Source organism: Marinomonas sp. FW-1, from assembly GCF_005222245.1.
Classification (GTDB): Bacteria; Pseudomonadota; Gammaproteobacteria; order Pseudomonadales; family Marinomonadaceae; genus Marinomonas; species Marinomonas alcarazii.
Map to the genome: position 1 here is coordinate 3,089,317 of NZ_CP025987.1, position 25,862 is coordinate 3,115,178.

Sequence of the window (25,862 nt, forward strand, 5' to 3'; positions counted from 1 at the left end):
ACTTTTTATAAAGGGGTCAGAGCCCTTTAAAAGTAGATATTAGATAAGGCAAATTTTGTTAAAATTAATGGGATCTGGCCCCTTTAATAGAAACAAAATAAGGCCTCAATTGAGGCCTTATAAATACATTAGAATTTTTTATCAGTGACTATCCGGCCTAGGATCAGTCCTGAGGCTTCATATGTGGGAACAATAATACGTCACGGATCGAAGGCGCATTGGTGAACAACATCACCAAACGGTCGATACCAATACCTTCACCAGCGGTTGGAGGTAGGCCATATTCTAACGCATTGATGTAGTCTGCATCGTAATGCATGGCTTCGTCATCACCTGCGTCTTTTTCAGCAACCTGACGCATGAAGCGCTCGGCTTGGTCTTCTGGATCATTAAGCTCCGAGAAACCGTTAGCAATTTCACGACCACCAACGAAGAATTCAAAACGGTCTGTAATGAAATCATTATCATCATTACGACGCGCAAGTGGAGACACTTCCGCTGGGTATTCAGTAATGAATGTCGGTTGATCCAATTTGTGTTCTGCGGTTTCTTCGAAGATTTCTGTCCAAAGTTTGCCAAGACCCCAAATCGGTTTCACATCGATTTTTAGTTTCTTCGCAACCTCTGTTGCCTTCTCAACCGTTTCTAGATCCGCAGCCGTTAACTCTGGGTTGTAGTGCAAAATAGACTCAAGCATGGTCATACGTACAAAAGGCGCACCAAAGTCGTATTCAGAACCTTGATAGGTCACTTTGGTCGTACCCAAGACTTTTTCCGCGACAGTGCGCAACATGTCTTCTGTAAGATCCATTAGATCTTTGTAGTCCGCGTAGGCTTGGTAGAATTCGATCATAGTGAATTCTGGATTGTGACGAGTCGATGTACCTTCATTACGGAAGTTGCGGTTAATCTCAAATACACGCTCAAAACCACCGACGACCAAACGCTTTAAGTAAAGCTCTGGTGCGATACGCAAGTACATACTCATGTCCATGGCATTATGATGCGTTACGAACGGACGAGCCGTCGCACCACCAGGAATGGTTTGTAGCATTGGCGTTTCAACTTCCATGAAACGACGATCTTCTAGGAAGCGACGAATCGTAGAGATGATTTTTGAACGCATTTGGAACGTCTCGCGGGACTCTTCGTTTACAATCAAATCAACATAACGCTGACGGTAACGCATTTCCATGTCAGACAAACCATGATGCTTGTCTGGCAAAGGACGCAACGATTTGGTGAGCAATTGCGCTTCTTGCATATCAATGTACAAGTCGCCTTTGCCAGATTTGTGCACAGGGCCAGAAATACCAATGATATCGCCCAAGTCCCACGTTTTTTGATCAGCCAATAACTCTGGGCTCAAGGCTTTACGATTTACATAAGCTTGGATTTGTCCAGTCATGTCTTGTAGCAACATGAAAGCGCCGCGATTACGAACAATGCGACCAGCAATACTGACTTTATGGTCTTTCTCTTCTAGCTCGGCTTTTTCAAATTCGCCGAATTCGGCCTGAAGGTCGGCTGCGTATGCATTTGGACGAAACGTGTTCGGGTAAGCATTGCGCTCAGCGCGGATCGCCGCCAATTTACCACGACGTTCCGCTACTAAACGGTTGTCGTCTGATTGTGCTGTGGATTCTATGTTTTTTTCGTTAGCCATGATTTTGCTATCTACTCTTTTTAAATGTTCTAAATAAGAAACGCCGCTTTATAGGCCTTGCTTTAAGCTTGCAACAATAAACTGGTCCAAGTTGCCATCCAGTACCGCACCAGTATTCGAGCTTTCCACGCCAGTACGTAAATCTTTAATACGTGATGCATCCAAAACGTAAGAACGAATTTGACTGCCCCACCCAATATCAGATTTGCTATCTTCCAAAGCTTGCGCCGCTTCAGAACGTTTCATCATTTCCAACTCATACAATTTTGCACGCAACTGCTTCATCGCGAAATCACGGTTAGCATGTTGAGAACGCTGGTTTTGACATTGCACTACTATACCAGAAGGAACGTGGGTAATACGTACCGCTGAGTCGGTGGTGTTTACGTGCTGACCACCCGCACCAGATGAACGGTAAGTATCCGTGCGTAGATCCGCTGGATTAATTTCAATATCAACGTTGTCATCAATCTCAGGTGATACGAAGACGGACGCAAATGACGTATGACGACGATTACCTGAGTCAAACGGTGACTTGCGCACCAAGCGATGTACGCCTGTTTCGGTACGTAGCCAGCCAAAAGCGTATTCCCCTTCAAATCGAATTGTTGCAGATTTAATCCCAGCAACATCGCCTGCGGAAACTTCCATTAGCTCAACTTTAAAACCTTTATCTTCACCCCAGCGCAAATACATACGTAACAGGATGTTGGCCCAATCTTGAGCCTCTGTACCACCAGAGCCTGACTGAATGTCTAAGAAGGCACTGTTTTCATCCATTTCCTTGGAGAACATGCGACGGAATTCTAGTTTCCCTAGTAGGGCTTCTAGCTCTTGCAGCTCGAGCTCAACCGCTTCTACAGAATCTTCGTCGTTTTCTTCTACAGCGATATCTAGCAGCTCTTTAGAATCGTTCAGACCGGATTCCATGCTGTCTAGGGTTTCAACTACAGCTTCAAGCGCAGAGCGTTCTTTGCCAAGTTTTTGGGCGTACTCTGGATCATTCCAAATAGCGGGATCTTCCAGTTCACGGTTAACTTCCTCTAAGCGTTCTTTCTTTGACTCGTAGTCAAAGATACCCCCGTAGGGTTACAGAACGGGCAGAAAGGTCTTTTATCTTAGAAAGTATCGGGTTTATTTCCATATTGGCGTCAATTTGCTATAAACAGTGTGGATAAATGTAATTCGGAATTGTAACGAATTTAGTCGCAGCATAAAATGCCATTCGCTACCCAATGATGGAAAAACAGACCATTTTTTGTGGGCCTTGCTATCAAATGGAGTCAATATGGATAAGCCAACTGTGTCAGTCGCCATACTGGGACAAAATTATAAGATAAATTGCCCTAAAGGGCATGAAGCCGATTTAAAAGAAGCGGCTGAATATTTGAACAATCAAATGCGTGAGATCAAAGCCAGTGGGAAAATCATCGGTCTTGAAAAAATCGCTGTACTTGCTGCATTGAATATTACTCACGATATGCTAAATAACAGAAAATACGCACGCTCTAACGAGCAACAGTTGCGAGAACTGACATCGCAGCTTGATGCAGCATTAGCGCATGAAACAAAGTTGGTTAACGAATAAACATCCGTGGTTTATTTCTTGATCTACTTTTTTGATTGCAAGCGTAGAACACGAATTTTCTTCATAGAGCACAGAAAACGAATGGGCCGATTGAGTGATTTCTCTATCAACATACTCTATACTGCACTTCGTTTCCTGGGTTGTTCGAAGCGGCTTAACGCCCTTGAGCCTATGAGTAATACCCCGGAAAGAGCCTGCTGGTTTGGTGTGCATGTCCGTGCGTCGGAAAGCCTAAAGAATCACAGCTCTCTCCACCTTGAACCACTGGGTTCAAGGCCAATAGCCGAAACGGCAACTTGGGAAACTCTTTTATGACCTCTCATCTAGACCCTAGACAAACACTACGTCGACAATTACGCCAAACTAGAAGAAGCCTATCGGCAGAGGAACAGCTAGCAGCTGCAACTCAACTCGTTTTTTGTCTTAAGAATCATCTTAATCTCCCAGAAGTAGAGAACGCTAAGCGCATCGCCTTGTACCTTACAAATGATGGCGAAATTTCCCCACACCTTTTATGCGACTACTATTGGCAGCAAGGAATCCAGACTTATCTTCCTGTTATTCAAGGGAAACAACTAACCTTTGCACGCTATACTCCTAACACTGTTTGGCAAGAAAATGTGTTTGGCATAAAAGAGCCCGTCACTACCGAATATCTGTCTGGCGATGAACTGGATGTGGTTTTGCTGCCCTTGGTGGGGTTTGATTCACAGGGTGGACGTCTTGGTATGGGAGGTGGCTTCTACGACAGAACATTTGCCGACAAAAAAGCCAACGAAAAACCACTGTTAATTGGCTTGGCCCATGACTGCCAAGAAGTAAAAAACCTGCCTGTTGAAGGTTGGGATGTGCCTTTGCAGGCGATAATAACACCAAGCCGTATTATCAATGTATAAGTAAGAAAAACCTAAAATGCGAACGCATACCCGAGTGAAAAGCTAATACTTCTTGGTGTGCTATCGACACTTTCCAAGCCATAAGCTAAATCTAAGTTGAAGCGTCTACTTAAGGTCAGACCACCTGTTAGATAGCTTAATTGACTACCAACATGGTTCTTTCTGTAACCAATACGAATACCAGGAAAGAAGACATTATCGCTAAAATGGGAGATTGAGAAGGTACTCCATTGATACTTATCACCCAAAGGCCCCGCAATTGAATTCACATCAAATGACCCTGCTAAGGACCAATTTTGATTTACGCTCATGATCGCTGCATCAACGGTCAACTGCGCCTTCTTTTTATATGTTTCATTTAATGTCAGCTTATCTTTATCTGCTAGGTCAATAGCGACATTACAAGCGTTCAATTCAGAGCCCGACAACCCTGTACAATTACCCAGTTTTTTAAACTTAAACTCAGGCTCATTAATGTTAGCTACCGTCGCACCTAATTGATAATTCGGCGCAGCCCAGATCGCACCAAGATCAATTCCTATCCCAGAATCAACATAATCACGGTCAAATATGTAGCTCATCGACAAGCTGTCATCACTGTCACCATCAGATAGCACTGATATTTTTTGACCCAGTGCCATTCGATGAAGATTTACTTTTCCCCCCACAATGAGCGCACCGCTGACTGGCCTGCCCACCAATTGACTGTAACCAACGCCAAAACGATAGTCAGTTGCCCGCTTTATAATGACAGAAGAGTTAGATTCAAAGTTAAAATCACTGCCAGTATTAACAACTGAAATATCGTCCGCTAATAACCCTAAGCGAGCGACGAAAGAAGCACTCGCATCAATAGAGAAAGCGCCTCGATTATGAGTCTTGTAAATAATTGGAGCAAATGGGGCTTGTAAGGAACCATAGACCTTTACGTAAGCATCCCCTTCTAACGACGCAAGAGAGGCGTTTACTTCAGCTAGAGCAGCATTAATTTCAGCCTCGCTACTGTAGTCTGCTTCCAGTTTATCGCCTAGATCGCCAACCTTGTCCTCTATCCCTTTTATATCGCCAATCTCTAACCCAAAATCTAAAGGTCCCAAAAAGCCGACGCGAAAGTCATTAATTGGTGTCATCAAATAGGAGGCTGCCGGGTTTGATAAAGATGTCTCTAATGATTGTCTATTTGCGTAACCCCCTAGAGAAGTATTGGAACCAATCGGCACATAAACAGGCACGGATGCCGCGACATTCGCGCTAATAACAATCAAAAATAAAACTAAATACCGCATCAATCCATTATCCATTTAGGGAAAATATTGTATCTATCTGCACTTCAAACAAAAAAGCCGATAACCTTACAAAGGTTATCGGCTTTATTTGTTAAATCTTTACAGTTTTAGAACGCAGTATCATAACCGATAGAGAAGAAAGCACTACGAGGCATTTCATCACCGTCTTCATCTTTAACTGTGTCCAAACCAACCGCAAGATCAATATTTAGACGCTTAAGGAAGGTTAGGCCAAAAGTCGCGTAGCTTAGCTCTGTACCGGCCATATTCTGACGGTAGCCAACGCGAAGACCTGGAAGGAAGTGTGAGTCACCATAGTAGGACAAAGAAGCGGCAGCCCATTGATATTCATCACCCACAGCGTCTTTTACAGCATTAGTGTCGTAAGACATACCTAAAGTAACTTGCTTACCTTTAGTAGAAACAGCCGCATCGATTGTGGTTTGCATTTCCATCACGTATTTATCTGACGCGGTAATACCGTACTTATCTGAAGCAGCATTCGTTGTAATAGGAGCACCATCAAATTCAGGCTCATTAATATTCGCAACAGTCACACCAACTTGGTAGTAATTAGACACCCAAACCGCACCTAGATCGATACCAACACCAGTGCTGCTAACCGCATCATCTGAAATAGAATCCGAAATTGCATCGCCTGCTTCAACGTCTTCATCATCCAATTTCACCAAGGCACGACCCATAGAAAGATTATGAAGATTAGCCTTAACACCACCCACTAACATACCATGGGAGTTTTCCCACATAGACTGGCTGTAGCCAAGCCCAATCTGAAGGTCAACGGCAGTTTGCGCATAGAATGAAGTATCAGTAACTAGCCCGTCATTGGTGCCATTTACATTTACATCATCGGCCAATAAACTGCCTTTAGCAACTGCAGACACACTTGCATCCAAAATGAACGCAGCATTGTTGTCGGTTCTGTAAATAACCGGCATAAAAGGGACTTGCAAACCTAGGGATGTTTTTACATACGCGGTATTACCAATTTCGTCCAAGATATCATTTGCACGATTTCGATTAGCTACTGCATTACCAGCATTAGCATTATCAACAAGATCTTCTATCTCTTCAATTTGATCGCCTAGGTCACTCACATCACCCATTTCGATCCCCACACTAAGAGGACCAACAATACCAAAGCGGAAATTGTCTTCGTCTTCTTGGTTAACCATTAGAAATGGTGCAGCGGGGTTCGCAAGAGCAGTAGCCAATGCACGTTGGTTCGGAGCATTACTCAAGGTAAAACTAGAGCCCACCGGCTGATTAACAGGCATCGCAGCGAATACTGCGGTGCTTAATAAGCTGCTTGATACAAGTATGAGTTTTTTCATGGTTTATCCCTTTGCGAAAGAAAACGTAAGTAAATAGCAATAAATAATTACCTTTAAGCTAATTGTATACGCATTTCTTACATTTTTCCTACCCTAAATAAGGCAAAAAAACACGGTAAAACACATGAAATAAAAAAAAACGGCAAACCTTGTATTGATTTGCCGCTTTCTGGCCTATTCGACCTTTTCTTTGAACTAAAAAGCTACATACAATTTAAAGATAGCTGATGTCGAAGCTTCTCTAAATCTTCTGGCGTATCGACCCCATGAGTCGGTAAACCATCTGCCATAGCCACTTGCACCTTAATACCTTGATGCAAGAAGCGTAGCTGTTCCAGTTTTTCCCAACGCTCTAAAGGCGACATAGGTAAATCCGCGTATCTTGCCAATAAACTCGCACGATACACATACAAACCGATATGACGAAGCGCTGGAAAATCAGCAGGCAACGATCCTGTTCGTTCTAAATTACTGGCAAAACCATCTCTATCCCACGGCATGGGTGAGCGACTAAAGTAGAGCGCACGCTGCTTTTCATCGCAAACTACTTTCACCACATTTGGGTTAAAGAAATCTTCTGCTTTATCAATAGCACAAGCCACCGTAGCCATTTCAGCTTCTTTGTCTTGGTTTAATGCGATCACACTGGAATGGATCAAGCTAACAGGTAAAAAAGGCTCATCACCTTGCACATTGACGACAATCTCATCACCTAGCCAAGCCATTTTGGCCGCCACTTCTGCAAGACGCTCAGTGCCATTTTCATGGTCATCACGCGTCATAACGACAGGCGCACCAAAAGCAATCGCAGCTTCTTCAATAATTTTATGGTCTGTGGCAATCGTCACAGACTTTGCGCCAGCTTTCAAAGCCAGCTCATAAACCCAGCGTAATACTGGCTTACCACCCAAATCGGCCATTAGCTTCTGTGGAAAACGTTGAGAAGCATAGCGAGCGGGAATGACGATGTGAAAATCAGGTAAGATTTGAGTAGTCATTATTTTTCAAACTCCGGCTTTTGAGCCAATTCATAAGCTTGTTCCAGTGACATACGAGATGCCAGCACCATATCCGCGACTTCTCTAGCCACACCGTCACCGGCAGCTTTACTAAGTATAATGGGACAATGACGTTGCAGTAACTCATGAGCATCTGCTGGGCACAAAGGCACCCCAACTTTGGGCATAACTTGAAGATCGATTACATCATCCCCAACGTAAGCGGCCTCTTCTGGCGTAATATCCAAACGCTCAATCAACTCTGCAAAGGCTTCGGCTTTGTTATGACAACCAGGATAAAAATGTTCAACTTTTAGGTCTTTCATCCTTTGCCTTAATGGCGCAGAATCTTTTGCTGTAATAACCGCAACTTGAACGCCCCACTTTGGCAACAGCTTCATGGCCACACCATCTTTTACATTGAAGCGTTTTATGGTTTCGCCTTGCTCTGTATAAAGTAAACGGCCATCAGTTAGTACGCCATCCACGTCAAACACGACTAATTTCAGAGCTTGCAGCTTGGCCAACAAAGTTTGGTCACTATCTAACGCTGGATAAGAAGAAAGAAAAGCCGCGTCCATTTTTATGCGCTCGTATCTAATTCTTCAAACGTTTTCACCAACTCATCAAGCTGCTTCATCTGCTTTAGGAATGGCGCAAGCTTACCTAAAGGCAAAGCACATGGACCATCACATTTAGCATTATCTGGGTCAGGGTGAGTTTCTAAAAACAAGCTAGACAAACCAAGTGACATACCGGCACGAGCCAATTCTGTTACCTGTGCACGGCGGCCATCGGCAGAATCTTCGCGACCACCTGGACGCTGTAAAGAATGGGTTACGTCAAACATAACAGGGAAACCAAACTTTTTCATTTCACCAAAGCCAAGCATATCAACAACCAAATTGTTGTAGCCCATCATGGTGCCACGCTCACAAAGCATAAGTTGATCATTTCCAGCTTCTTGGCATTTTGTCAGGATATGCTTCATTTCGTGGGGTGCTAGAAACTGTGCTTTCTTGATATTAATCACAGCACCTGTTTTCGCCATTGCCACAACTAAGTCTGTTTGACGAGAAAGGAACGCTGGCAATTGAATGACATCAGCCACTTCAGCAACTGGCGCACATTGATAACCTTCATGGACATCAGTAATGACAGGCACGCCAAAAGTGTCTTTTATTTCTTGCAGAATTTTCAGCCCTTCTTCCATGCCCGGGCCACGGAAAGAGTTAATAGATGAGCGGTTTGCTTTATCAAAAGAGCCTTTAAACACATAAGGGATACCCAGCGCTTCCGTTACTTTTACATGCTCTTCAGCAACACGCATCGCCAAGTCGCGAGACTCCAATACGTTCACACCACTGAATAAAACAAAAGGAAGGTGGTTAGCTACTTCAATCTTATTGCCAATTTTAATAATCTTACTTTCCTGAGACATCTCTCGCTCCAATCTAAATTCGGGTTAAGCCTATTGCAAAATGGCAAAGTGCTTAGTCAATATTGCTTATCTATCGTAAATTTCTAATACGCCAACCAAAGCATTGTCGTCATTGGTCACCACTAATAAGGTGATTTTATCTCGTAGCATTTGCTCTTCTGCTTGTACTATCATGACATTCTCATTAATGGTTTTTGGATTCGGTGTCATCAAACTGGCCATGGGCTTATGTATCATACCTTCGCTTTCTTTCAGCATAGCGCGGCGTAAGTCACCATCGGTAAAAATGCCCAACAACTTACCTTCTTGTTGAATCAATACAACGCCCATTCTGCCATAAGTCATCACCGTTATAGCGTCTTTTAATGTCGTCTCAGGCGAACAAACAGGAAGGTTATCTTTGTGCATTAGGTCTTTAACACGAGTTAACAATTTACGACCTAAGCTGCCACCAGGATGAAAGCGAGCAAAATCTTGCGGCTGAAAATTACGACATTCCATTAAAGCGACTGCCAACGCATCACCCATGGCCGTTGTCATAGTTGTCGATGTTGTAGGCGCTAAATTGTTTGGGCAAGTTTCTTTGTCGATGGAAAGATCAAGCACACAATCACAATGTTTCGCTAGAGTAGAATGAGTATTCCCAACCATCGCAATACTTGGGTTACCAAAGCTTTTTAAAGAAGGCAGTAAGCGCATCAGCTCTTCTGTTTCACCAGAAAAACTAATCAAGACCAAAACATCTTCAGGCTGGATCATACCTAAATCGCCATGGAACGCTTCGCCCGGATGAAGGAAGAAGCTCGGCGTACCTGTTGATGCCAAAGTAGCAGCAATTTTTTTACCTATTAAACCAGACTTGCCCATACCACAAATAATCGTACGCCCTTTGCTGGCAAGAATCATTCGAACGGCTTTGGGAAATTCTTCGCTCACCTGATTGGCGAGATTGGCTAAGGCTTGAGCTTGTATCGATAAAGTACGTCGAGCACTTTCAATAAGGGTATCGGAATGGGTACTCGAATCGCCACTCAAATTAAATAGATCGCTCATAAAGCCTCGCTGCTAAATGTAATAATCGTAAAGTGAGATCATTATACAGAGGAGGAAGCGGGAGGACTATCAAAGAGCAAGCATTCAACACTTACTCTTTGATAAACAGAGAGGAATTACCCTAAGCAGTTAAGAAATTGACCACTTAAACTATCCAGAAATGAGAAATAAGCATTTTGGCCCATTTTCACATTTTCCCCCAATGGATCTAAAGGAGCCGTTTTCACGTCTGAGCCCTCCAGCAATGTTTTAACAATAGCTGGGCTAAACTGTGGCTCACTGAAGACACACTGAATATTATGCTCTTCAATTTCACGACGAATTTCAGCAACTTTTTTCGCGCCTGGCTTACGTTCTGGACTGACGGTAATTTCACCGGCATGACTCAAGCCGTAATGTTGCTCAAAATAGCTATAGCCATCATGGAACACAATGTAAGGGACTGTATTCACTTTATTCAGCGCTTTGCGTATTTCTGCGTCTTTCGCACTAAGGCCTTTTTCAAAGGACGCCAAATTGCCTTTGTAATACTCAGCATTCGCCGCGTCTAAAGAAACTAGACGAGCGGTCACTGCTTTTGCCAACACGCGTACATTATCTGGCGACAACCAAACATGTGGATCAACACCATCATGGTGATGCCCTTCGTGGCCCTCATGCTCGTGGTGATCATCATGGCCGTGACCTTCATGCTCGTGGTGGTCATCGTGATAATCATGGCCGTGGCCTTCATGCTCGTGGTGGTCATCATGATCATCATGGCCGTGGCCTTCATGCTCGTGGTGGTCATCATGATCATCGTGGCCGTGGCCTTCATGCTCGTGGTGGTCATCATGCCCATCATTTTCGTGATGGTCATCATGATCTTCATGACCGCCATGATCATCAGCAAAATTATGCAGAGCCATTCCTTGTAAAGCCAACCACTCTATTGATGACTCCTCTTTACCAGCATTTTCTAATGGCTTTTCTAAAAAACGCTCTAGCGATTCGCCAACCCAAACGACAGTATCGGCTTCCAGTATTTTCTTAAGATCCGAAGGACGCATGGCAAAGTCATGCGGCGATGCCGTACTAGATACGATCTGCTGAATATCCGCTTTATCACCAGCGATTGCCGCTACTACCATAGAAACAGGCTTAATACTGGTGGTAATAACAGGTTTAGCTAATGCTAAGGGAGATAGCGCAGACACACCTAAGGCAAGAAGAAGTTTATTCATTAATTTACTACCAATTAGTTAACGTTATAACGTAACAATACGATATAAAAAAAAGAGATTCAAGCGGTTTGGCTTAAATCTCTTTTTACAAGTCGTGAACTTAGCTTAAGTAAGCTGCAAATCATCCAACGCAATTGGTCGCACCATCAAACCAGCGCGCTGCCCAACAGGCAAATTCGTATTAGGAAACACAATCGCATCACCTGTTTGCTTTATGTAGTAATCACTTTTCTTCGAATGAGCTAAAGGATAACCTTGTTCGAACTGAGTAAAGTTCTTAACCTCATTGTCGATGGACAGTTCATAGCTGTCATCGTCTTTCACCAAACTATCCACCACACGGAACACCTGCAAATAAGCCAAGGAAGACTCCGCAAAAGCGCCCTTTTCTAATAATAATATTAAGCTGGCCTTAAGATCCGCGAAGCGCGATAAATCATTTTCACCAAATCGATACACCGTTCCAAGCTCTACGGTAAAAGCATGAGCCCTATGAACTAGATAACTATAGTAGGAAAAGGTTGTCGTCGGTTGATGTGACAGCAGCACCGCGTTAATACCGCAGGCCGCCAAGAAAGCGAGCTGCTCTTTGTTATATACCGAGTTTTCAACATAAGGATAAACAACAAACTTTTCATGCATTGAGCCACGAATCGCAGTATGCAGATCATAATGCAGCTTCACAGACTCTGCTTTATAACTAGACTCAGCATAAAAATCGCTAACTGCCTGCTCTAAACGCTGAGCTCGCAGTGCCTCAAAGCCTTCGAACTTCTTCCATGCACCATTAAAAAGACGATTAAGATTTACATCACAAAAGCGCTTTGCCAAGTTGGCCGCTACCGGGTTACCAATTAATACCAACAACCTGATGTTCAATAATATTCGGCCATCTAAAATAGCGGCCACCAACTGGTTAACCAGCTCAATAGGGCCAGTCTCATTACCATGAACACCAACGGATAACACCAGACTAATGCGACTTGATTGCTTAGGCTCAAGACGTAAAATACCGGTATCTTCAACAAACCCAGTACCACTTGGAAAAGCGAACTCAAACGGTGCTAAAGCTTCTTGGTTGTCGAGCGTTAAAGCTAAAAAGTCATTATTCAAAATGGACATTTTTTACCAACTTTCCCTATCATTTTTTTTACAAAACAAGCCTAAAATACGCTTTGATCATACCGTTTTTCCACGCATGATCACCCGTAATTTTTTACGTCGCGTGAAATATATAAAAACAAGTCGCTTTTTTTATACTCACTCGACATTGAATGGTTTACTTTCTTAAGATGTAAGAAGGCTTTTCTTTCAAGACAAATGCCGATACCCTTTCGCTTTCTACTAGATTCACTTATAAATAGAGTATTTTATGCCTGTAAATGACGAAGTCATTACCTTAGTCGACAGAAGTAACAAGGTCATTGGTGATGTACCAAGACACCTAATGAACTTTGGCAGAGACTACCATCGTGTTACTTATATCTTGGTATTTAACCAAGCAGGTAATTTGCTCGTTCAAAAAAGAACGGATAATAAGGCGTTTTGTCCGGGGTTCTTCGGTGTAACCACAGGTGGCGTTGTCGAGAAAGGGGAATCGTATATTGATTCTGCGCACAGAGAACTGCAAGAAGAGCTAGGCTTCGATGCCCCACTTGAAAGCCAAGGAGTCTTTTTCACAGAAGGTGAAGGCTTCAAAATATGGGGGAAAATCTATACTTGCCACTATGACGCAACGATTCATGGCGAGCTTATTTTGCAGCCTAAAGAAGTCGCTTCAGTACATGAAATGAGCATTGATAGTATTCTCAGCAATACCGATAAATTGCCCTTTACCCCTGACTCCCTTAGCGCGCTAGAACACTATGCGAACAAATTAACCCAGCCTAAGTCTGATGATCCGCTCTAGCATCCTTTGCTTCCTTACTATATTTGCTTCTTCGTTCGCTCTGGGCGAAGAACGTTGGCAAAACGACGCTTACATACAAGAAAGCTTTGTAAAAATCGCCTTAGAGCGAGAATACAAAGAAACCAAATACCCTATGCTCATCCGCTGGACGACACCCGTAAAGCTCTTTTTTGAAAGTGACACAGGTGATGCCAGCCTACAAAAAGAACTGCTCAGCGTTCATGCTCAGCATCTTACCCATATAACAGGGTTGCCCATTGACTTCACTAATGACCCTAAACAAGCCAATATGTTTGTTATCTTCACCAAATACGATAATTTGGAAAATAAGGTAAGGCAATACATAGGCGACCCCGAGAAAATCCGTACAGCTCTGAATGAGGCAATTTGTTTAGGTAATTTTCGCCATAATAGAAACTACGAGATAACCAAAGGAAGTATCATTATTCCAGTTGATTATGCTCGTGCAAAAGCGCGCTTTTTAGATTGTATTGTCGAAGAAATCACCCAACTGCTGGGGCTTCCTAATGATTCAAATGAGGTTTTCCCCTCTATTTTCAATGATGTCAGCATCGACTCTTATCTCAGTCCGTTAGACTATTTACTGCTTAAAGCACTCTACTCCCCTCACCTTCAACCGGGAATGGATGTGACACAAACAAGAGCGGCATTCCCTAAAGTATTAGCAGAGCTACACGCCAACAAAGACATAGAAAATGCAGCTCAGCGAGTTCAGAAGCACAGCCTAAAAACCTATTTAGGTGATTAACGTGTCTTATAATTTGCCAATCTCATGGACAAAAACAAACCCTGCCATAGATCAATATTATTGGCCTTTTCAGCCGCCTTCTCATAAATTGTGCTTATTCACTCTGCTTTTCCTGTTCAACTTAGGTAAAATGCGCCAACTGAAAATTCATACTGGAGAGTCCTAATGTTTCCTGAGCTAAAAAATGACCGCTTTTTGCGCGCATTACTCAAACAACCTGTCGATACAACACCTGTATGGATGATGAGACAGGCAGGACGTTACTTACCAGAATACCGAGCGAGTCGTGCAACAGCTGGAGACTTCTTAAGCCTTTGCAAAAACGACGCATTCGCGTGCGAAGTGACGCTTCAACCATTAAAACGATACGATTTAGACGCGGCTATTTTATTCTCGGATATTCTTACCATCCCTGATGCAATGGGCTTGGGTCTGTATTTTGAAACTGGCGAAGGCCCAAAGTTCAAGCACACTATCCGCAGCCAGGCAGATGTTGACGCAATTCCTGTGACCACTGCTAATGATCTAGATTACGTCATGAAAGCCGTGACAACGATTCGTCATGCCTTAAATGGTGACGTTCCATTAATTGGTTTTTCTGGCAGCCCTTGGACACTGGCAACCTACATGGTAGAAGGAGGCTCTAGCAAAGATTTCCGTCATATCAAAGCCATGATGTACCGTTCACCAGAAGTCTTACACGCCCTACTGAGCAAAATAGCAAAATCGGTTACCGCTTACCTTAACGGTCAAGTCTTAGCGGGTGCTCAAGCTTTGCAGATTTTCGATACATGGGGCGGTGTATTAAGTGGGCCTATGTACCAACAGTTTTCATTACTCTACATGAAAGAGATTCTTGATGGCTTAATTCGAGAACATGAAGGCAGGAAAATCCCCGTTATTCTATTCACTAAGAATGGCGGCCAATGGCTAGAAAACATTGCTGCAACTGGCGCCGATGCGCTAGGTTTGGATTGGACAACAGACATTGCAGAAGCCCGCGCTCGCGTTGGCCACAGTGTTGCCCTACAAGGTAATATTGATCCTTGTGTTCTTTATGCTGATAAAGAGGTTATTGAGCGCGAAGTCGAAAACGTCTTGTCTGGCTTCGGTCACGGCAGCGGACATGTGTTCAACCTTGGCCATGGCATTCACCAATTCGTAAACCCAGAACATCCAAAGTATTTGATCGATGCTGTACATGAGCTAGGTAGAAAGTACCACGAACCTATATTCGACGACTTGGATTCATTAAACGGTCTTTAAGATTGATGTCATTACTGTGAGTCTTACAATAAGGCTCACCGTTCATTCGTTTAAATTATCAAAACTCTGTAAACATACCTTTTCCGCACTTTTCGCTTGCTTAACCCAAACATCATTTGATTCTCTTGTTACGCAATCAAACCTCTCATTTACGTAACAACAAACATGATCAACCCCTCGTACATCCAACCAAGACAGTCGGCCTAGTAAGCGACCATTTGCCAGTGGAATTAATACCAATCGCAACCAATACTTTTTTTTCAAGCCTTTCGTCTGGTAGCAAGCCACACTTTGCGGTGCCGACACATTCGCGAGCCGCACCCCCTCTTTTCGAAAGAGCAAAGCAGCAACATCGGCAAAGAACGACTTTGAAGCAGACATAAAATGATCGCTTGATGCTATCGTTTCCATTTTCAGCACCTTTTATTAAGGAACATAGGTTCACTAAATGTAGATCATATTCATCGAGCCTGTGGCGACTTTTACAATAGAGTGGTATTTTTAGACTAATTAACGCTTTATTCGTATGGAGAAAAGAAATGAAATTAATCACGGCCATTGTTAAGCCTTTCAAACTAGACGAAGTGCGCGAAGCGCTTTCTGAAATTGGGATTAACGGCATCACCGTCACAGAAGTGAAGGGGTTTGGTCGCCAACGAGGCCATACTGAGCTTTATCGCGGCGCAGAATATGTCGTCGATTTTCTACCGAAAGTTAAATTAGAACTTGCAGTAGAAACGGACCAAGTAGAGCGTGCTATTGAAGCGATTCAGCACAGCGCCAACACAGGAAAAATTGGCGATGGCAAAATTTTTGTAACGGCTCTTGAGCAAATCATCCGTATTCGTACTGGTGAAACAGGCGCTGAAGCAATCTAGTCATCATGCACACTCATAAAAAAAGAGGCCTTAGCCTCTTTTTTTATGAGTGATAATCCATCAGCCTTTGTCTGGCACCTTAATAGATAAGGTTCCTAAATAGCGATTTTGACGCAATTCAATCTGTCGAAAAATCGCAATGATCACAATGCTGATTACCAAATAAATTGCGCCTGCCGCGATAAAAATCTCCATCGGCGTATAAGTTCTAGCAATGATGGTTCGCGCCATACCAGTAAGATCCAAAATCGTAATGGTACTCGCCAAAGCACTGCCTTTTAACATCAAGATAATCTCATTACCGTAAGCGGGCAATACGATACCAAAAGCGCGAGGCAGTAAAACACGTCGATACATCTGAGTCTTCGTCATACCAATGACTTTACATGCCTCAACTTCACCATGCGGAATCGCCTGAATAGCACCACGGAAGATTTCAGCCGTGTAAGCAGAGGTGTTCAACGTAAAGGCAATAATGGCACACCAAAATGGTTCCTTCAGTATTGGCCATAAGATGCTTTCCCGTACTGCATCAAATTGTGACGCTCCGTAGTACACCAAAAATATTTGCACCAGCAGCGGCGTGCCACGAAAGAAAAAGATATACGCAAAAGGGATAGCTCGAATCCATCCGACCGGAGAAATCCTCGCCAGCGCAATAGGTAAAGCAAAAATCCCACCCAATATGATAGAAATCAATACTAACTGAAGGCTAACCCAAGCCCCTTCTAACAAACGCGGAAAATATTCAACGACAACAGAAAAGTCCATACCTTATCCCCTTGTTAATCCGCGATTGGCACGCTTTTCCATAAAAGAAACGAACACCATAGAGATAATGGTTAAAGCCAAATACATAAATGCTGCCACCAAATAAAACAAAAATGCTTCTTTAGTACTGCTCACTGCGATATTCGCTTTGCGCATAATATCGTCCAACCCAACGACGGAAACCAACGCCGTGTCTTTTAGCAGAACCAAAAACAAGTTTCCAAGCCCAGGTAAAGCAATTCGCCATACCTGCGGCAAAATAATACGGTAAAGCTTTCTAATAGGCCCCATTCCTAATGCTGTGGCGGCTTCATGCTGCCCCTTTGGAATGGATTGTAACGCACCACGAAATACCTCAGTGGCATAGGCTCCAAACGTTAGTCCCAACGCAGTGACACCTGCAGCAAAGGCCCCAACTTCAATGTACTCGTCATAACCAAATAGCCCAGCTATGGCCATCAAAACACTGGTCGCACCAAAATAAATAATAAGAACCGTTAGGAGTTCAGGAATGCCGCGAATAATGGTTGTATAGCCATTGGCTATCCACCGAAGAACACGTACTGAAGACAATTTTGCCGACGCGCCTAGCAATCCTAAAATAAGACCGACGAACAACGAACACAAGGCTAGCTCTAAGGTAACAACAGCACCTTGTAACAGCTGATCACCGAACCCATGAAGATCAATCATAGTTTTTTCTCAGAGTAAGCTTAAAGTAAGTTTCTTGGAGCAAGAGCACCAAGAAACTCTAAGAAATATCAACTCTCGAACACATCAAAGGGCCATCACAAACTAAAATGAAAGCCCTTTGAAATACCCACTTAGTAGATAGAGAAAGGGAAGTACTTAGCGTTAATTTTCTGATAAGTGCCATCAGCAAGAATCGCATCAAGCGCTTTGTTCAGCTTCTCTTTCAGTTCCTTGTCGCTCTTACGAACGGCAATTGCAATGTTGTCCGTCTTCATGAACGCATCGCCTTTAAACTCAAATTTAGAACCACTTTCAGAGGTTTTCAACCAGTTGTAAGTAGGCAATTCATCAGACAATACGATGTCTAGACGACCAGAAACCAAGTCCAAATATACATTATCTTGGTTATCGTAGAATTTAAGGTCAGCTTTACCTGCAAAGTTATCCTCTAAATATTGCGCACCTAAAGTCGCACGCTGAGCACCGATCGTTTTGCCAGATAGGTCAGCTAAGTCAAATGTTTCGCCAACACGACCCATGAAGCGCAAACCACCAGAGTAATATTTGTTTGTGAAATCAACGACTTTCAATCGATCTTCAGTGATTGACATGGACGCGATGATAGCATCGAACTTACGTACTTTTAGGCCTGGAATAAGACCGTCCCAATCTTGCGTTAGGATTTCGCAATCCGCTGCCATTTTTGCACACAAAGCACGAGCAATATCCACGTCAAAACCCTGAGGCTTACCCTCAGAATCAATGAAGTTAAAAGGTGCCCAAGCCCCTTCTGTCACAAAGCGAACTTTGTCAGCTGCTTGTGCAGAAACGGATGATAAGGCTGCACCTAACAGTAACGCCGAACCCAATGCTATTTTTTTAAATTTCATTGCAATATCCCCTTAGTATATTTGCTTATATAATCATTTTTGATGTTATATTTTCGTTCACTTAAATGTGCTGTTAACTTAAAACACACTGGATAAGAATGCCTTACAGCGTTCTGATTTTGGCGCCCCAAATACTTGATCTGGAGTGCCCTTTTCTTCCACCACACCCTGATGCAAGAAAACAACTTCACTCGAAACGTCACGAGCAAAATTCATTTCATGAGTCACAATCAGCATGGTTCGGCCTTCTTCCGCCAAATTGCGCATCACGCCAAGCACTTCCCCCACTAATTCAGGATCTAACGCTGAGGTCGGTTCATCGAACAATATGACCTGCGGGTCCATTGCCAATGTTCTGGCGATTGCAACACGCTGTTGTTGCCCACCCGAAAGCTGGTTGGGATACATATTCTTTTTCTCGGCGATACCAACCTTACGCAATAAATGCTCAGCGTACTCTGCTACTTCATGCTTAGGACGCTTTAGAACATGCAGAGGGCCTTCCATCACGTTCTGAAGAATGGTCATATGAGGCCATAAGTTAAAGCTTTGAAAAACAAACCCAATTTGCTGACGCATTTGAGTAAGCTGCTTCATATTACTCGCCACTAAATCGGATTCACCTTGAATCAAATCAAGCTTATTGCCGTTAAAAAGAATTTCACCGCGGGTTGGGTTTTCAAGTAAATTCACACAGCGTAAAAATGTACTTTTACCTGAACCACTTGATCCCAAAATAGAAATGACATCGCCATCGTAGGCTTTTAAAGAAATACCCTTTAACACCTCGACATCACCAAACGTTTTGTGAATATCAATGAGCTCTAACGCCGGGACTTTCGACATGTTTTCTACCTTCTTTATTTTATTTGAACTTATTACTTTTTATCTAGTATATGTGTAGTCATTCAACTGCACCAAATCTATCAGAATCCCTCCCAATCTCTCTCACCTAGAATACAAGAATCACGCCAAGAGCAATTCACCCTGTATTTTAAGTTACTTTTTCCATAGCCGCCTCTTTTTCTTGTCCATTAGGACAGGCACTGTACTCTTATTGTGGATTTTATTACGTTCTTCTCTTGGTGTAATCCCAAAGAAGCCCTTATAGGTTGTACTAAAATGGGGCGCTGAACCAAATCCGCACTCCGTACCTATTTCCGTAATCGTCTTATCCGTTTGAGTAATGAGCTGTTTTGCATGTTGAAGACGCAATTCTAGATAGTAACGAGATGGCACAATATCCAAATTACTTTTAAATAGCCGCTCCAAATGTCTCCGAGAAACCCCCACATGATAGGCAATATCATCCGATGACAAGGGTTCTTGAATATTGGCTTCCATTAATTGAACCGCTTCAACTAACTTAGGTTGGCCAGTACCTATACGCGCCTGAAGAGGAATGCGCTGCGGGTCTTCGTGTGTACGAATACGCTCACAAACAAACTGCTCAGAAATTCCACTTGCCAACGACATGCCATGTTGTTTGCCTATCAAAAACAACATCATATCCATTGCCGCTGTGCCACCACTACAAGTATAACGGTCTCGATCCACTTCAAAAAGATGATTTGACACAATCGTCTGTACAAATTCATCACGTAAATTTGCCAAACTGCGCCAATGAATCGTCGCCCGATATCCGTCCAGTAAGCCTGCTTTTGCCAGCAAATAACTTCCAGTGCAGACACCACCTAAACCTATGCCTTTTTTCGCTTGTTTTTTTATCCAATTTTCTAAAGTCGGACTTTCGTTTTTTATACCTGGTGATGAGCCACATACGAAAACAGCGTCCAAATCCCCTGGTGCATCACTGGTAAGGTAGTCTGAAACCGTTGAGACGCCTGTATTTGAAGGGATATTCTTATCTTCATGGCTAATCGTACAAAAAGAATAGAGCTCTTTTCCTGCCACCCAGTTCGCCATATGCAATGTTTCAATAGCAGATGAAAAACCCAACATAGAATAATGTGGCAAGAGCAAAAAACCGTATTTTAATGGCTTTTTGCTCGCCTGCATGATTTCTCTTGATGCGAATTCAGTCTTGTACAAAATATTATCCTGCGAACTATAGACAAATAAGGAGTTTATTTCGTTTAAAATGGATAACAAAGGTTTTTTTCGTGTTGGGCAAGACTTTTCTAGCCCAATTAACCAGACTACACAACAAAGTGTCGCAATTTGAAAAGTTACCCGCTATCAAAGGAGGCGAATTTTCATAATAATCTAATACAGAGTCCTAACCCCATACTTTCGAAAAATTGCATTTACAACTAGTTTTATTAAGAACACCACTCATGAGGGATGAGTTCTAATGACTGATTACAAAAAAAACGAATTGATCGAACGCGTTGAAGTCGAAATAAACGAGAACTTTAGCGCCGCAGAAGCAAACAACTTGGTTCAACTTACCCGTCTTTACTTTCAGGACTCTCTAACTGAAGACTTGGTTAATGAATCAATCGAAAACCTATATGGCACAGTACTTTGCTTATGGGATTTCATCCAACAACGTCCAAGCAACCAACCTAAAGTTCGTGTCTACAATCCGAACTACGAGGAGCACAGCTGGCAATCCACCCATACCGTTATCGAAATTCTAACGGATGACATGCCTTTCCTTGTATCGTCTTTCAATATGGCATTGGTTCGTCTTGGCCACACTATTCACCTAACAGCACACCCTGTTGTGCCTGTAGAGCGCAACAAAAAAGGCGAGCTACAAAGCATCAACCTTTCATCTAAATCTCATGAAGCCATGATGCGCTTCGAGATAGATCGTCTTTCAGACATCAACTTGCTTGACGAAATAAAAGAAGAACTGCTGAGCAGTTTAGTCGATGTGAAAAAAACCGTCTCTGATTGGCCAACAATGAAAGCCAAGCTAAATGACGTTATTAAAGAATCTGAGCAACTGCCACACCTGAAAGACAATGAAGAACACTTAGAGGTTCTTGATTTCTTACGCTGGGTAGCAAATGATCACTTTACCTTTATCGGTTTCCGCGCTTATGACTTATCTGTTGAAGGCGAAGAAACTCACCTTAAGCTAGTTGATGGTTCTGGCCTTGGTACATTCCGCGACATTAATGACAAAAAAGTGAAACGCGACATTATCTTGCAAGATCACTTAGCCAAGCTTGCCGTTGATACCAGCAACATATTAGTACTTACCAAATCAACTGCGGTTTCTACTATTCACCGCCCTGTTCATTTGGATTACCTTGGCATTAAACGTTTCGACAAAAAAGGCAATGTGGTCGGCGAATGGCGCTTCTTCGGGCTTTACTCTTCTGCCGCTTATATTGCTCGTCTGCAAGATATTCCATTGTTGCGCAAGAAACTCAATGTCATCGTTGAAAAAGCCAATGTGGACCCGAACAGCCACAAAGGTAAAAACCTTAAGCACATTCTAAACAGCTACCCTCGTGACGAAATGCTGCAAGCGCCAGTGGAAGAGCTATTTGGTACGATCGAAAGCATTTTGGCGATACAGGAACGACGTCAATTACGAGTCTTCCTACGCAAAGACATTTACGGTCGCTTCCTAAACGCCTTAGTGTATGTGCCACGAGATCGTTACAACACAGAACTGCGTATCAAAATGCAAGACATCTTGATGAGCGCCTGTAACGGAACCAGCTCTGAATTCAACGTGCAATTCTCGCAATTGGTCTTAGCGCGCGTTAACTTCACTATTCAGATAGCCGATCCAAAACAAAGCCCAACCATCGACGCAGAAGACATTCAGCGTAAGATGCAAGATGCAATGAGCTCATGGGAAGACAAGCTACTAACCGCGCTCCATAAAAGCCATGGTGAAGAAAGCGGCAACATTCTTTTCAATGAGTATGTGCCGTATTTACCTGCTGCTTACCGTGAAGATTTCTCTCCAAATGCGGCCGTTCTAGACATTGAGCGTTTGGCGCAATTATCCGGTGAAGGTGATATTTCAACGCACATCTACCGCCAAGTTGGTCAAGCGAAAAACAACTACTTTTTCAAAGTATACGGCACTGGCACAACACTTATTTTGTCCGACGTATTACCTATTTTGGAGTGCATGGGATTACGTGTGTTAGAAGCACGTCCATATGAACTAGATCAAAATGGCGATGGGTCAGCGAATACTTGGGTGGTCGAATTTGCTATCAGCGTAGACGCTGATGTGAACCTTGAAAAGAACACTCAGCGTGAAGCGTTCCAAGATGCCTTCAATCAAGTGATCAACCGTCGAGTTGAAAACGACCGCTTCAACGCCTTGGTACTAAGCGCTTCCCTAACATGGCGTCAAGTCACCATGTTACGTGCTTTGACAAAGTACTTAATGCAACTACAAGTGCCTTTCTCTTTGCAGTACATGCAGCAAACGCTAGAGAAAAACGCGGGCATCGCTCGCCTTTTGGTTCAACTGTTCGAACAACGCTTCGACCCTAGCCAAGAAACCAAGCGTGACGACAAGGTTCAAAAGCTACTTGAAAAAATTGACCTAGAGTTGGATCAAGTTGCCAATTTGGACGAAGACCGTATTCTGAAACATTACTTGTCTGTTATTCAGGCAATGTTGCGTACTAACTTCTACCAAGCGGGTAGTGAAGGCGAAGTAAAAGACTACGTTTCTTTCAAACTGGATCCTTCACAAATTCCAGCGGTACCACTTCCAAGACCGAAATTCGAAATATTCGTTTATGCGCCTTGGGTAGAAGGTATCCACATGCGCGGCGGTAAGGTTGCTCGTGGTGGCTTACGATGGTCTGATCGTATGGAAGATTTCCGTACTGAAGTACTAGGTCTCGTAAAAGCACAAATGGTGAAAAACGCCGTTATCGTACCATCTGGTGCCAAAGGTGGTTTCGTTGCCAAACAGCTTAAAAAGAACGCATCTCGCGAGGAAGTGCAAGCAGAAGTTATCCATTGCTACACCACCTTCATTAGTGGTTTGTTAGACATCACTGACAACCTAGTACAGAACCAAGTAGTCCCACCTCTTTCTGTACTTCGTTACGACGAAGACGACCCGTACTTGGTAGTTGCAGCAGATAAAGGCACAGCAACATTCTCTGACTTGGCAAACAGTATTTCTGCGAAATACGGTTTCTGGCTGGGCGATGCCTTTGCTTCTGGTGGCTCTAACGGTTACGACCACAAGAAAATGGGCATCACGGCACGTGGTGCTTGGGAATCCGTTAAACGTCAATTCAAAGAAATTGGCATTGACTGCCAAACAACAGATTTCACCGCTGTTGGTGTAGGCGACATGGCGGGTGACGTATTTGGTAACGGCATGCTGTTATCAAAACACACGTGTCTAATCGCTGCATTTAACCATATGCATATCTTCATCGACCCAACGCCAGATGCTGCAACGTCTTTTGCAGAGCGTGAGCGCATGTTCAAACTGCCGCGTTCTTCTTGGGAAGATTACAACAAAGAACTTATTTCAAAAGGCGGTGGTATCTTCAACCGCTCCGCGAAATCTATTCCGATCAATGCGGATATTCGTAAAGCACTAGGCATCGAAGGCAATATCAAATCGATGGCACCAACAGATCTAATCAACGCGATTCTAAAAGCGCCTGTGGATCTACTATGGAATGGTGGTATCGGTACTTATGTGAAATCCGAAGGCGAATCCCACGCCGATGCTGGTGACAGCGCAAACAACGGATTGCGTGTAAACGGTAAAGAACTACGTTGTAAAATTGTCGGTGAAGGCGGAAACCTAGGTTTAACACAGCTAGGCCGTATTGAATTCGCTCAAAAAGGTGGCTTAATCAGCACCGATGCGATCGATAACTCTGCGGGCGTAGACAGCTCGGATCACGAAGTAAACATCAAGATCCTACTAAACCGTGTTGTTGAAAATGGCGATTTGACCGAGAAGCAACGTAACAGCTTATTGGCCGAAATGACGGATGAAGTGGGTAAATTGGTGTTACGCCACAACCGTGGCCAAAGCCACGTCTTGTCTTTGGCAAACGCACAGGCACCAGAGCGTTTAACCGATCATTGGCGTTTAATTCAATCTCTTGTAAGAGAAGGTCGATTAAATCGTGAAATCGAGTACTTGCCTAGTGACACGCAAATCAAAAAGCGTTTAAACAAAGGCCAAGGCTTAACACGTCCAGAAATCTCTGTTTTGCTGGCTTATTCAAAAATCAAATTATCTGAACAGCTAGTAGAAGACGGTATTGGTGAAGATGTTGATTTGACTACTCAAATCAACGAATACTTCCCTACGCAGTTGACTAAGCACTTCGGTGGACAAATGTCATCACATCCGCTGATTCAAGAAATCATTGCTGGGCATGTGACCAACAACTTAGGCAACCGCATGGGGCCAACGTTTACCACCTACATGCAAGAAGAGACTGGTGCGACTTCTTTGAACGTTGTACGTGCTTACATGGCAGCGGAAGACATTTTTGGCATTCCAGCACTTTGGGATGCAATCAATGAACTGGACTTTACCGTTGCGAACTCGGTTTTAAACCGCTTACTGATTCGTATTCAAGGGCTTCTAGAGCGCGCGACACTTTGGCTACTACGCAACACTCGCGAAAGTTTATCGATCCAGCGCTTGAAAGACACTTACAAGCCGGGTGTTGAAGTCATTCGCGCCAATATGCAGGCAATTCTGACAGAATCCAGCCAAGCGCATTTGGCCGATATTGCCGCCAACCTTGTTGAGCAAAATATCCCCGTAGAAATAGCAGAACGCTTGTCGTCTTTGCATTATCTATTCTACGGGTTAGACATTATTCGCGTCGCGGCAAATACCGAGACCGAAGTGCTGGATGTCGCTCAAACCTACTTTGCTCTTGAAATGGATCTAGAACTGCATTGGTTGCGTCATAAAGTCAGCGAACTGTCTGCTGATGACATGTGGCAACGTCGAGCAAAATCAGGTTTAGGCGACGAGGTCGACAATAGCTTAAGAACGCTTACCCAAGAAGTCATTCAATCCAGTGCCGATATCAAGAAACTGGAGCTACGTTTGACCCATTGGCGCGAGTCAAATAGTGACAGCATCAAACATTACCGTGCCGCTTTTAGCGAAATAAAAGCGGAAAGTGAATTAACACTTGCCATGGTAACTGTCGCTATTCGCGAGCTAAGAAATCTGATATAAACCAACAGGCGGCCGTCCTTTCGGCCGCCTATTTTTAAGAGGTCTTTT

Annotated in this window: 23 protein-coding genes and 1 other RNA gene; 8 read left to right on the forward strand and 16 right to left on the reverse strand. The window is 43.4% G+C overall.

Annotated elements, in window-relative coordinates:
- Positions 1 to 163 precede the first annotated feature (163 nt).
- Together lysS and prfB are read right to left on the reverse strand one after the other, a co-directional pair.
- Entirely contained in the window at positions 164 to 1,666 is a 1,503-nt protein-coding gene (lysS, locus tag C1X04_RS14315; RefSeq protein WP_110577304.1) for a lysine--tRNA ligase, read from the reverse strand.
- A 48-nt stretch (positions 1,667 to 1,714) separates the two neighbouring features.
- A protein-coding gene (prfB, locus tag C1X04_RS14320) for a peptide chain release factor 2 (RefSeq protein WP_110577303.1) occupies positions 1,715 to 2,810 on the reverse strand; the annotation gives its coding sequence in 2 pieces (ribosomal slippage) (positions 1,715 to 2,737 and positions 2,739 to 2,810; 1,095 coding nt in all).
- A 144-nt stretch (positions 2,811 to 2,954) separates the two neighbouring features.
- Between prfB and C1X04_RS14325 the strand changes: the two genes are divergently transcribed.
- The 3 genes from C1X04_RS14325 (at position 2,955) to C1X04_RS14335 (ending at position 4,150) form a co-directional block, all read left to right on the forward strand.
- Positions 2,955 to 3,254, forward strand: a complete 300-nt coding sequence (locus C1X04_RS14325) for a cell division protein ZapA (protein WP_110577302.1) — start codon at positions 2,955 to 2,957, stop codon at positions 3,252 to 3,254.
- 129 nt (positions 3,255 to 3,383) lie between these two features.
- Positions 3,384 to 3,561: non-coding RNA, 6S RNA (gene ssrS / locus C1X04_RS14330), on the forward strand.
- 4 nt (positions 3,562 to 3,565) lie between these two features.
- The gene (locus C1X04_RS14335; protein ID WP_110577301.1) at positions 3,566 to 4,150 is read left to right on the forward strand and encodes a 5-formyltetrahydrofolate cyclo-ligase; all 585 of its coding nucleotides are present in this window, start codon (positions 3,566 to 3,568) and stop codon (positions 4,148 to 4,150) included.
- An 11-nt stretch (positions 4,151 to 4,161) separates the two neighbouring features.
- Here the strand turns inward: C1X04_RS14335 and traF (C1X04_RS14340) are convergent, their stop codons facing one another.
- From traF (C1X04_RS14340) to astE, 8 genes are all read right to left on the reverse strand, one after another.
- On the reverse strand, positions 4,162 to 5,436 hold the full coding sequence (gene traF / locus C1X04_RS14340) for a conjugal transfer protein TraF (RefSeq protein ID WP_175404956.1): 1,275 nt from the start codon (positions 5,434 to 5,436) through the stop codon (positions 4,162 to 4,164).
- A gap of 107 nt (positions 5,437 to 5,543) precedes the next feature.
- A complete protein-coding gene (gene traF, locus C1X04_RS14345; RefSeq protein WP_110577299.1) occupies positions 5,544 to 6,791 on the reverse strand; it encodes a conjugal transfer protein TraF in 1,248 nt (415 codons plus the stop codon).
- Positions 6,792 to 6,994: 203 nt separating this feature from the next.
- Positions 6,995 to 7,789, reverse strand: a complete 795-nt coding sequence (gene kdsB, locus C1X04_RS14350) for a 3-deoxy-manno-octulosonate cytidylyltransferase (RefSeq protein ID WP_110577298.1) — start codon at positions 7,787 to 7,789, stop codon at positions 6,995 to 6,997.
- Positions 7,789 to 8,370 carry an HAD family hydrolase gene (locus C1X04_RS14355; RefSeq protein WP_110577297.1) on the reverse strand — a complete coding sequence of 194 codons (582 nt, stop codon included), beginning with the start codon at positions 8,368 to 8,370 and terminating at the stop codon, positions 7,789 to 7,791. The genes kdsB and C1X04_RS14355 overlap by 1 nt, the downstream gene beginning before the upstream one ends.
- 2 nt (positions 8,371 to 8,372) lie before the next feature.
- Positions 8,373 to 9,230, reverse strand: coding sequence for a 3-deoxy-8-phosphooctulonate synthase (gene kdsA / locus C1X04_RS14360; protein ID WP_110577296.1), 858 nt, complete (start codon positions 9,228 to 9,230; stop codon positions 8,373 to 8,375).
- A gap of 66 nt (positions 9,231 to 9,296) precedes the next feature.
- A complete protein-coding gene (locus C1X04_RS14365; RefSeq protein WP_110577295.1) occupies positions 9,297 to 10,283 on the reverse strand; it encodes an SIS domain-containing protein in 987 nt (328 codons plus the stop codon).
- 116 nt (positions 10,284 to 10,399) lie between these two features.
- Positions 10,400 to 11,506 (reverse strand): zinc ABC transporter substrate-binding protein, encoded by a 1,107-nt coding sequence (locus C1X04_RS14370; protein WP_137170310.1) that lies wholly within the window; start codon positions 11,504 to 11,506, stop codon positions 10,400 to 10,402.
- Between the two features lie 105 nt (positions 11,507 to 11,611).
- On the reverse strand, positions 11,612 to 12,628 hold the full coding sequence (astE, locus tag C1X04_RS14375) for a succinylglutamate desuccinylase (RefSeq protein WP_137170311.1): 1,017 nt from the start codon (positions 12,626 to 12,628) through the stop codon (positions 11,612 to 11,614).
- Positions 12,629 to 12,878: 250 nt separating this feature from the next.
- Here astE and C1X04_RS14380 point away from each other — a divergent pair, with 250 nt between their 5' ends.
- The 3 genes from C1X04_RS14380 to hemE all read left to right on the forward strand — a co-directional run bounded on the left by C1X04_RS14380 (position 12,879) and on the right by hemE (position 15,450).
- Positions 12,879 to 13,415: an NUDIX hydrolase gene (locus C1X04_RS14380; RefSeq protein WP_110577292.1), complete on the forward strand. Its 537-nt coding sequence runs from the start codon at positions 12,879 to 12,881 to the stop codon at positions 13,413 to 13,415.
- Positions 13,402 to 14,184 (forward strand): DUF2927 domain-containing protein, encoded by a 783-nt coding sequence (locus C1X04_RS14385; RefSeq protein ID WP_110577291.1) that lies wholly within the window; start codon positions 13,402 to 13,404, stop codon positions 14,182 to 14,184. The genes C1X04_RS14380 and C1X04_RS14385 overlap by 14 nt, the downstream gene beginning before the upstream one ends.
- Before the next feature lie 165 nt (positions 14,185 to 14,349).
- Complete coding sequence (hemE, locus tag C1X04_RS14390) at positions 14,350 to 15,450, forward strand: uroporphyrinogen decarboxylase (protein ID WP_110577290.1); 1,101 nt, start codon at positions 14,350 to 14,352, stop codon at positions 15,448 to 15,450.
- 42 nt (positions 15,451 to 15,492) lie between these two features.
- On the opposite strand, the gene C1X04_RS14395 is transcribed toward hemE, so the two are convergent.
- Positions 15,493 to 15,861: a hypothetical protein gene (locus C1X04_RS14395; RefSeq protein ID WP_137170312.1), complete on the reverse strand. Its 369-nt coding sequence runs from the start codon at positions 15,859 to 15,861 to the stop codon at positions 15,493 to 15,495.
- 128 nt (positions 15,862 to 15,989) lie between these two features.
- Between C1X04_RS14395 and C1X04_RS14400 the strand changes: the two genes are divergently transcribed.
- Positions 15,990 to 16,328, forward strand: coding sequence for a P-II family nitrogen regulator (locus C1X04_RS14400; RefSeq protein ID WP_110577288.1), 339 nt, complete (start codon positions 15,990 to 15,992; stop codon positions 16,326 to 16,328).
- Between the two features lie 60 nt (positions 16,329 to 16,388).
- On the opposite strand, the gene C1X04_RS14405 is transcribed toward C1X04_RS14400, so the two are convergent.
- The 5 genes from C1X04_RS14405 to C1X04_RS14425 all read right to left on the reverse strand — a co-directional run bounded on the left by C1X04_RS14405 (position 16,389) and on the right by C1X04_RS14425 (position 20,701).
- Positions 16,389 to 17,099, reverse strand: coding sequence for an ABC transporter permease (locus C1X04_RS14405; RefSeq protein WP_110577287.1), 711 nt, complete (start codon positions 17,097 to 17,099; stop codon positions 16,389 to 16,391).
- A gap of 3 nt (positions 17,100 to 17,102) precedes the next feature.
- Positions 17,103 to 17,792 carry an ABC transporter permease gene (locus C1X04_RS14410; RefSeq protein ID WP_110577286.1) on the reverse strand — a complete coding sequence of 230 codons (690 nt, stop codon included), beginning with the start codon at positions 17,790 to 17,792 and terminating at the stop codon, positions 17,103 to 17,105.
- Between the two features lie 131 nt (positions 17,793 to 17,923).
- The gene (locus C1X04_RS14415) at positions 17,924 to 18,682 is read right to left on the reverse strand and encodes a transporter substrate-binding domain-containing protein (protein WP_110577285.1); all 759 of its coding nucleotides are present in this window, start codon (positions 18,680 to 18,682) and stop codon (positions 17,924 to 17,926) included.
- Positions 18,683 to 18,760: 78 nt separating this feature from the next.
- Entirely contained in the window at positions 18,761 to 19,528 is a 768-nt protein-coding gene (locus C1X04_RS14420; protein WP_110577284.1) for an ABC transporter ATP-binding protein, read from the reverse strand.
- A 153-nt stretch (positions 19,529 to 19,681) separates the two neighbouring features.
- A complete protein-coding gene (locus tag C1X04_RS14425; protein ID WP_110577283.1) occupies positions 19,682 to 20,701 on the reverse strand; it encodes a GlxA family transcriptional regulator in 1,020 nt (339 codons plus the stop codon).
- A 295-nt stretch (positions 20,702 to 20,996) separates the two neighbouring features.
- On the opposite strand from C1X04_RS14425, the gene C1X04_RS14430 reads away from it, so the two are divergent.
- Entirely contained in the window at positions 20,997 to 25,814 is a 4,818-nt protein-coding gene (locus C1X04_RS14430) for an NAD-glutamate dehydrogenase (protein ID WP_110577282.1), read from the forward strand.
- Positions 25,815 to 25,862 lie beyond the last annotated feature (48 nt).

Bases quoted from the DNA above. Each gene is read 5' to 3' on its own strand.
- lysS (WP_110577304.1), bottom strand. From the start codon at position 1,666: ATGGCTAACGAAAAAAACATAGAATCCACAGCACAATCAGACGACAAC.
- C1X04_RS14325 (WP_110577302.1), top strand. From the start codon at position 2,955: ATGGATAAGCCAACTGTGTCAGTCGCCATACTGGGACAAAATTATAAG.
- C1X04_RS14335 (WP_110577301.1), top strand. From the start codon at position 3,566: ATGACCTCTCATCTAGACCCTAGACAAACACTACGTCGACAATTACGC.
- traF (WP_175404956.1), bottom strand. From the start codon at position 5,436: ATGCGGTATTTAGTTTTATTTTTGATTGTTATTAGCGCGAATGTCGCG.
- traF (WP_110577299.1), bottom strand. From the start codon at position 6,791: ATGAAAAAACTCATACTTGTATCAAGCAGCTTATTAAGCACCGCAGTA.
- kdsB (WP_110577298.1), bottom strand. From the start codon at position 7,789: ATGACTACTCAAATCTTACCTGATTTTCACATCGTCATTCCCGCTCGC.
- C1X04_RS14355 (WP_110577297.1), bottom strand. From the start codon at position 8,370: ATGGACGCGGCTTTTCTTTCTTCTTATCCAGCGTTAGATAGTGACCAA.
- kdsA (WP_110577296.1), bottom strand. From the start codon at position 9,230: ATGTCTCAGGAAAGTAAGATTATTAAAATTGGCAATAAGATTGAAGTA.
- C1X04_RS14365 (WP_110577295.1), bottom strand. From the start codon at position 10,283: ATGAGCGATCTATTTAATTTGAGTGGCGATTCGAGTACCCATTCCGAT.
- C1X04_RS14370 (WP_137170310.1), bottom strand. From the start codon at position 11,506: ATGAATAAACTTCTTCTTGCCTTAGGTGTGTCTGCGCTATCTCCCTTA.
- astE (WP_137170311.1), bottom strand. From the start codon at position 12,628: ATGTCCATTTTGAATAATGACTTTTTAGCTTTAACGCTCGACAACCAA.
- C1X04_RS14380 (WP_110577292.1), top strand. From the start codon at position 12,879: ATGCCTGTAAATGACGAAGTCATTACCTTAGTCGACAGAAGTAACAAG.
- C1X04_RS14385 (WP_110577291.1), top strand. From the start codon at position 13,402: ATGATCCGCTCTAGCATCCTTTGCTTCCTTACTATATTTGCTTCTTCG.
- hemE (WP_110577290.1), top strand. From the start codon at position 14,350: ATGTTTCCTGAGCTAAAAAATGACCGCTTTTTGCGCGCATTACTCAAA.
- C1X04_RS14395 (WP_137170312.1), bottom strand. From the start codon at position 15,861: ATGGAAACGATAGCATCAAGCGATCATTTTATGTCTGCTTCAAAGTCG.
- C1X04_RS14400 (WP_110577288.1), top strand. From the start codon at position 15,990: ATGAAATTAATCACGGCCATTGTTAAGCCTTTCAAACTAGACGAAGTG.
- C1X04_RS14405 (WP_110577287.1), bottom strand. From the start codon at position 17,099: ATGGACTTTTCTGTTGTCGTTGAATATTTTCCGCGTTTGTTAGAAGGG.
- C1X04_RS14410 (WP_110577286.1), bottom strand. From the start codon at position 17,792: ATGATTGATCTTCATGGGTTCGGTGATCAGCTGTTACAAGGTGCTGTT.
- C1X04_RS14415 (WP_110577285.1), bottom strand. From the start codon at position 18,682: ATGAAATTTAAAAAAATAGCATTGGGTTCGGCGTTACTGTTAGGTGCA.
- C1X04_RS14420 (WP_110577284.1), bottom strand. From the start codon at position 19,528: ATGTCGAAAGTCCCGGCGTTAGAGCTCATTGATATTCACAAAACGTTT.
- C1X04_RS14425 (WP_110577283.1), bottom strand. From the start codon at position 20,701: ATGCAGGCGAGCAAAAAGCCATTAAAATACGGTTTTTTGCTCTTGCCA.
- C1X04_RS14430 (WP_110577282.1), top strand. From the start codon at position 20,997: ATGACTGATTACAAAAAAAACGAATTGATCGAACGCGTTGAAGTCGAA.